The organism is Micromonospora sp. NPDC051296, from assembly GCF_040682255.1.
Classification (GTDB): domain Bacteria; phylum Actinomycetota; class Actinomycetes; order Mycobacteriales; family Micromonosporaceae; genus Micromonospora; species Micromonospora craterilacus.
Map to the genome: position 1 here is coordinate 1 of NZ_JBFBAO010000422.1, position 5,524 is coordinate 5,524.

The window sequence follows — 5,524 nt, forward strand, 5'->3', positions numbered from 1 at the left end:
ATGTTCACCGTCGCCTCGTCCGCCGGCCAGCCGTACGCCAACTCGTCGGCGCGCTTGGCCAGCCGGGCGGTGAACTCCTCGAACACCGGCCGCTGGACGTGCACGTCAAGCGCCTGCGGTCGAAGATCGAGCCGGAGCCGTCCACCCCGCGGCACATCGTCACGGTGCGCGGTCTCGGCTACAAGTTCGAGCCCTGATCCGGCGTTCGCGGGGCACCATCGCAGCCGCTCTGCCCTCGTGGCGCGGGCGGCGGGCTCAGAAGAGTTTGCGCAGCGCGGCCGAGATCTGGTCGACCTCCGTCAGTCGGCTCTCCGCAACGGCGATGACCAGGTCGAATGCGATGTCCTGATCGACGTCGTAGAGTTGGGCGACGGTGGCGGCCCCATTCCGGAGCAGGAACGCCAACGGCACGATCCAGCCGATCCGCTTGTTGCCGTCGAGGAACGGGTGATTGCTGACCAGCGAGTGCAGCAACGCCGCCGCCTTGGTCCACAGCTCCGGGTAGGCGTCCTCGCCGAAGACGCTGGTCCGAGGCCGGGCGACGGCGGATTCGATCAACCCGGCGTCCCGGACTCCGACGCCGATCTTGCGGGCGATCCGATGGTAGCAACGCTGCTACCAAGATCGCGCTGAGTTGTCAGTTCGGGTCGGCGGGATGGGGGGCGACCATGCCCTGGCGGACCCGTGCGGCGCACAGCTCGGCGAGCTTGGCGTACGCGGCCGGGCCGACGAGTGCGGTCAGCTCCGGGCCGTACGACAGGTACATCGGCTCGGTGCCGACGTGCGCGTCGGTGGAGGAGGTGCACCACCAGTCGAGGTCGTGCCCGCCGGCGCCCCAGCCCCGCCGGTCGAACTCGGCCAGCGTGGAGACCAGCACCTTCGTGTTGTCCGGCCGCTTGACCCACTCCTGGTCCCGCCGGACCGGCAGCTGCCAGCACACGTCCGGCTTGTACTCCAGCGGGTGCACCCCGTCGCGCAGCGCCTGGGCGTGCAGCGCGCACCCGCCGCCGCCGGGGAAGTCGGCGTCGTTGAGGAAGACGCACGGGCCGTCGGAGTCCTGGGTGGCAGTGCGCCGCGCCGGGTTCTTGCCGTCCACGGTGTCGTTCTCGGTCCAGTTCTTGAAGCCGCGGCGGAAGTGCTGCCAGTTCGCCGGGGTCAGCCGCTTCACCGCGGTGCGGACCCGCTTCTCGTCGTCGGAGTCGGTGAAGAACGCGCCGTGCGAGCAACAGCCGTCGGCGGACCGTCCAGCGATGATGCCGTGGCAGCCGCGGCCGAAGACGCAGGTCCACCGGGACAGCAGCCAGGTGAGGTCGGCCCGGACCAGGTGCCGCTCGTCCGCCGGATCGACGAATTCGATCCACTCCCGAGGGAAGTCCAGCGGCACCTCACGGCTGCGCGGATCTGCCGGGTCGTCCACGAGTACGCGGAGTTCGATCTGACCTGTCACCCGGCCAGCGTACGCGCGGTGTGCCGGGCAGGTCGGTGAGTGACGCGAACCGGTTGGCCTAGGGTGCTCACCATGCGACTGGGTGTCCTCGACGTCGGTTCGAACACGGTGCATCTGCTGGTGGTCGACGCCCACCGCGGGGCGCACCCGTGGCCGGCGCACTCCGAGAAGGCGGTGCTGCGGCTCGCCGAGCAGATCGGCCCGGACGGCGCGCTCCGCGAGGCCGGCGCGGACGCCCTGGTCAAGGCGGTCAGCGCGGCCCGGACCTCGGCCACCGCCCTGGAGGTCGACGACCTGCTCGCCTTCGCCACCTCCGCGGTACGCGACGCCACCAACGCCGCCGAGGTGCTGGCCCAGGTCCGGGACGCCACCGGGGTGCGCCTGGAGGTCCTCTCCGGCGCGGACGAGGCGCGGATGACCTTCCTCGCGGTCCGGCGCTGGTTCGGCTGGTCGGCGGGGCGGCTGCTGGTGCTGGACATCGGCGGTGGCTCGCTGGAGATCGCGGCGGGCGTCGACGAGGACCCGGACGTCGCGGTGTCGCTGCCGCTCGGTGCCGGCCGGCTGACCCGGGAGCGGCTCGGAATCGACCCGGAGAGTGTGGTCCCGCCACCGCCGGCGGCCGTGGACGAGCTGCGTGAATACGTCGACGGCCTGCTCGACCCGGTGGTCGACCGGATGACCGAGGTGGGTTGGGAACGCCCGGTGGCCACCTCCAAGACGTTCCGCACTCTGGCCCGGCTCGCCGGGGCAGCCCCCAGCGGCGCGGGGCTCTGGGCCCGGCGCAAGCTCACCCGCTCCGGGCTGCGGCAGGTGCTCGGCTTCATCCGGCACATCCCGCCGGCCCAACTGGTCGAGCTGGAGGGGGTGAGCGCCGGCCGGGCCCACCAGGTGCTGGCCGGTGCCGTCGTCGCCGAGTCGGTGATGCGGCGACTCGGCGTGGACTCGCTCGACGTCTGCCCGTGGGCGCTGCGGGAGGGCGTGATCCTCAGCCGGTTGGACAAGTTGGCACCGGTGTGATGCCGTCCGTCCGCATCACCCGCTTTGCCGCTTCTCGTCACGCTGCCTCAATCGACGCGGGTTACCCTCGGTGGTGTGACTTCCCGCGTCCCGGTGCTCCTGTCCAGTTCCTCGGTCTTCCCTGAGCGGACCGCAGCGGCGTTCCAACTGGCCGCCGCGCTCGGCTACGACGGGCTCGAGGTGATGGTCTGGACCGACGCGGTCAGCCAGGACGGCGGTGCCCTGCGTGGGCTGGCCGACCACTACGGGGTGCCGGTCCTTTCCGTGCACGCGCCCTGCCTGCTGGTGACCCAGCGGGTCTGGAGCCCGGACCCGTGGGAGCGGCTGCGCAGGGCGGCGGTGCTGGCCGAGACGCTGGAGGCGCCGACCGTGGTGGTGCACCCGCCGTTCACCTGGCAGCGGGACTACGCGCGCAACTTCGCCGAGGGGCTCGACAAGGTGGCCGGCCAGTTCGGGGGGCTGCGGTTCGCGGTGGAGAACATGTACCCGGTACGGATGGCAGGCCGGCAGTTCGTCCCGTACGTGCCCGGCTGGGATCCGACCGAGTCCGGCTACTCCTCGTACACGCTCGACCTGTCGCACTGCGCCGCCTCGCACACCGACGCCCTTGAGATGGCCGACCGGATGGGCGCCGGCCTGGCGCACGTACACCTCGGTGACGGCACCGGCGAGGGGCGCGACGAGCACCTGGTGCCCGGCCGCGGCAGCCAGCCCTGCGCCGAGCTGCTGCGCTCGCTGGCCGGTCGGGGCTTCACCGGCTCGGTCGCGGTGGAGGTGACCACCCGGGGCGCGAGGAGCCGGCAGGTCCGCGAGGCGGATCTGCGCGAGGCGCTGGCCTTCGCCCGTCAGCACCTCAACACCCCGTCCCCGGTCGACGCCTGACCAGCGGCCGGGTGGTCGGTCAGGGCACGGGTGCCAGCGGATCGGTCTGGCTTGGTACGGCCGCCCGCTTGCGGGCCCGATGAGCGGCCACGTGCGACCGCGTGGCGCAGCGCTCCGAACAGAACCGTCGGCAGCAGTTGGACGAGGTGTCCAGGTAGACGTTGCCGCAGCGGTCGTCCGCACAGACGCCGAACCGGGCGCTGCCGTACTCGCAGAGCCAGACCGACAGGCCCCAGACGGCACCGGCCAGGTATTCCGAGCTGACCGAGGCACCCCGGCTGGTGACGTGCATGTGCCAGTCGCTGGAGTCGTGCCCCGAGATGCGCGGCTGGACCGGGTATGCCTCCAGCAGCGTGTTCAGCTCGGCCACCGCCTGGGCGTCGCGCCCGGAGGTGCCGTATTCGAAGACGTCACGCAACCGCTTCTGCGCGCGCCGGAAGGTCGCCAGATCCCGCTCCGCGACCTCGTCGCGCATCCACGCGTTGTCGTCGGGGAAGATGGCCCGTAGGTCGTCGAGGTCGTCCAGGCGGGCGTTGACAAGGTCAACTCCGGTCCGGGCGTACGCGTCGAAGTTCACGCCTTCAAAGGTAGACGACTCATCCGGTACGCGCCGTGTCGATGTAGTGCGGCAGGAACCGGGCGAACCCATCGGTGATCAGGCTCGCGCTCTCCCGCACCCCGGCGCCCGCTGACTCCCCGTCAACGATCCAGCTGCCCAGCACCATCCGGCTACCCGCCAACTCGGGCAGCGCCCGGAACTCCTGATAGCAGAAGCCCTCGTCGCCGTAGTCGCCCGGGTTCGCGATCTCACCACCGGCGGTGACGATCCGCACTGCGGCGCCCTCTCGGCCGAGCAGCGGCTTCGCGACGTACTCCGGCATCCCGCGCGGCGAGTCGAGGTACGCGGGCAGCAGCAGCTCGTGCCCCGGATACAGCTCCCAGAGCACCGCCAGCAACGCTTTGTTGGACAGCAGCAGCTTCCAGGCCGGTTCGATCCAGGTGGTCGGCGTGCCCGGCGCCAGCGCCAGGGGCCCGTACGGCTCGGCGAGCATCCACTCCCACGGGTAGAGCTTGAAGCAGGTGGTGACCGGACCGTCGGCGGCGTCGACGAAGCGGCGGCCGTCCCAGCCGATGTCCTGGATCGGCAGCAGCTCGACCTCCAGCCCGGCCTGGCGGGCGGTCTCGGCCAGGTAGCCGGCGGTCATGTGGTCCTCGCCGCTCTCCTCCTCGTTCGACCAGACCACGTGTACCCGCCGGTCGTGCAGGCCGGCGCCGATCTTCGCCCAGGCCGCGACCAGCCGCTCGTGCAGGCTGTTCCACTGGTCCAGTTCCGGCCGGGTGTGCTCGAGCCAGTACCACTGGATGATGCTCGCCTCGACCAGCGCGGTCGGAGTGTCAGCGTTGTACTCCAGCAGCTTCGGCGGCCAGCTGCCGTCGTACCAGAGATCGAAACGGCCGTAGAGGGTGGGCGGCGTCTCCCGCAGCGACCGGGCGACCGCCTCGGCCGCCCAGTCGGGGATGCCGAACTCGGCGTACCGGTTGCGCGCCACCACGTGCGCGGCGGCGGCGACCGACATCCGGTGCAGCTCCTCGGTGGCCTCCTCCAGCCGCAGCACCTCGTCCAGCTCGAAGGCGTACGCCGCGGTCTCGTCCCAGTACGACATCACCCCGCCGTCGGGCAGTTCGGTGTCGACGTACACCAGGCCCTGCTCGCGGATGGTGGCGTCCCAGTCGGGACGCGGGCTGACCCGCTCGCGACGCACCCTCAGCCGCCGCAGGAGGCGAGGTGGGTGCCGAAGCCGCCCCGCTCGGGCACGGCCGCGCCGACCGGCTCCGGGGCACCCCGGCCGGCCGGGTCGGCGACCGATGCCGGTACCCGCATGGCGAGGGCCACGGTGTCACCGCCGCCCGTCGGACCGAGGGCGCAGTCATCGTCGTCGTCGGAGGTCATGTTGCAGCCGGAGAGGGCGAGCGCCAGGGCGGTGAGCGCGCCGAGCTGCACGGAGGCCGAACGGAGCCGGCGGCGGGGGCGTTGTTCCACGCCATCGTTGTAACCGATGAACGCCACGCGCGTCGCCCCGGGCCTAATGAGTTGTGGGAGTTGGCCGGTGGGTGAGGCAGACTCCTGGTGGGTAGCCGCTGGCGGATGAGCACTTGTTCGGCCTGGGCCTGGTGTGG

General features: G+C 71.7%; 7 protein-coding genes and 1 pseudogene. 3 read left to right on the forward strand and 5 right to left on the reverse strand.

From position 1 onward, the window contains the following. Window positions 1-74: 74 nt before the first annotated feature. Window positions 75-197 (forward strand): annotated as a pseudogene (locus AB0M52_RS29735) (winged helix-turn-helix domain-containing protein); the annotation flags it as partial. A 58-nt stretch (window positions 198-255) separates the two neighbouring features. Here the strand turns inward: AB0M52_RS29735 and AB0M52_RS29740 are convergent. After that, window positions 256-597, reverse strand: a complete 342-nt coding sequence (locus AB0M52_RS29740; RefSeq protein WP_363960632.1) for a Fic family protein — start codon at window positions 595-597, stop codon at window positions 256-258. Between the two features lie 40 nt (window positions 598-637). Then, on the reverse strand, window positions 638-1,447 hold the full coding sequence (locus AB0M52_RS29745; RefSeq protein WP_363960622.1) for a hypothetical protein: 810 nt from the start codon (window positions 1,445-1,447) through the stop codon (window positions 638-640). Window positions 1,448-1,519: 72 nt separating this feature from the next. Between AB0M52_RS29745 and AB0M52_RS29750 the strand changes: the two genes are divergently transcribed. Both AB0M52_RS29750 and AB0M52_RS29755 read left to right on the forward strand, forming a co-directional pair. After that, entirely contained in the window at window positions 1,520-2,464 is a 945-nt protein-coding gene (locus AB0M52_RS29750) for a Ppx/GppA phosphatase family protein (protein ID WP_363960624.1), read from the forward strand. Window positions 2,465-2,539: 75 nt separating this feature from the next. Continuing rightward, window positions 2,540-3,346, forward strand: a complete 807-nt coding sequence (locus AB0M52_RS29755; protein ID WP_363960626.1) for a sugar phosphate isomerase/epimerase — start codon at window positions 2,540-2,542, stop codon at window positions 3,344-3,346. A 19-nt stretch (window positions 3,347-3,365) separates the two neighbouring features. On the opposite strand, the gene AB0M52_RS29760 is transcribed toward AB0M52_RS29755, so the two are convergent. From AB0M52_RS29760 to AB0M52_RS29770, 3 genes are read right to left on the reverse strand one after another with little or no spacing between them, the layout of a single operon-like run. Then, window positions 3,366-3,923, reverse strand: coding sequence for a CGNR zinc finger domain-containing protein (locus tag AB0M52_RS29760; protein ID WP_111212013.1), 558 nt, complete (start codon window positions 3,921-3,923; stop codon window positions 3,366-3,368). Between the two features lie 19 nt (window positions 3,924-3,942). Beyond that, a complete protein-coding gene (locus AB0M52_RS29765) occupies window positions 3,943-5,109 on the reverse strand; it encodes a glutathionylspermidine synthase family protein (protein ID WP_363960628.1) in 1,167 nt (388 codons plus the stop codon). Between the two features lie 2 nt (window positions 5,110-5,111). Next, entirely contained in the window at window positions 5,112-5,387 is a 276-nt protein-coding gene (locus tag AB0M52_RS29770) for a hypothetical protein (protein WP_363960630.1), read from the reverse strand. Window positions 5,388-5,524: the final 137 nt, after the last annotated feature.

What these genes read in the sequence shown, in the direction of transcription:
- AB0M52_RS29750 (WP_363960624.1), top strand. Translation starts at nt 1,520, where the DNA reads ATGCGACTGGGTGTCCTCGACGTCGGTTCGAACACGGTGCATCTGCTG.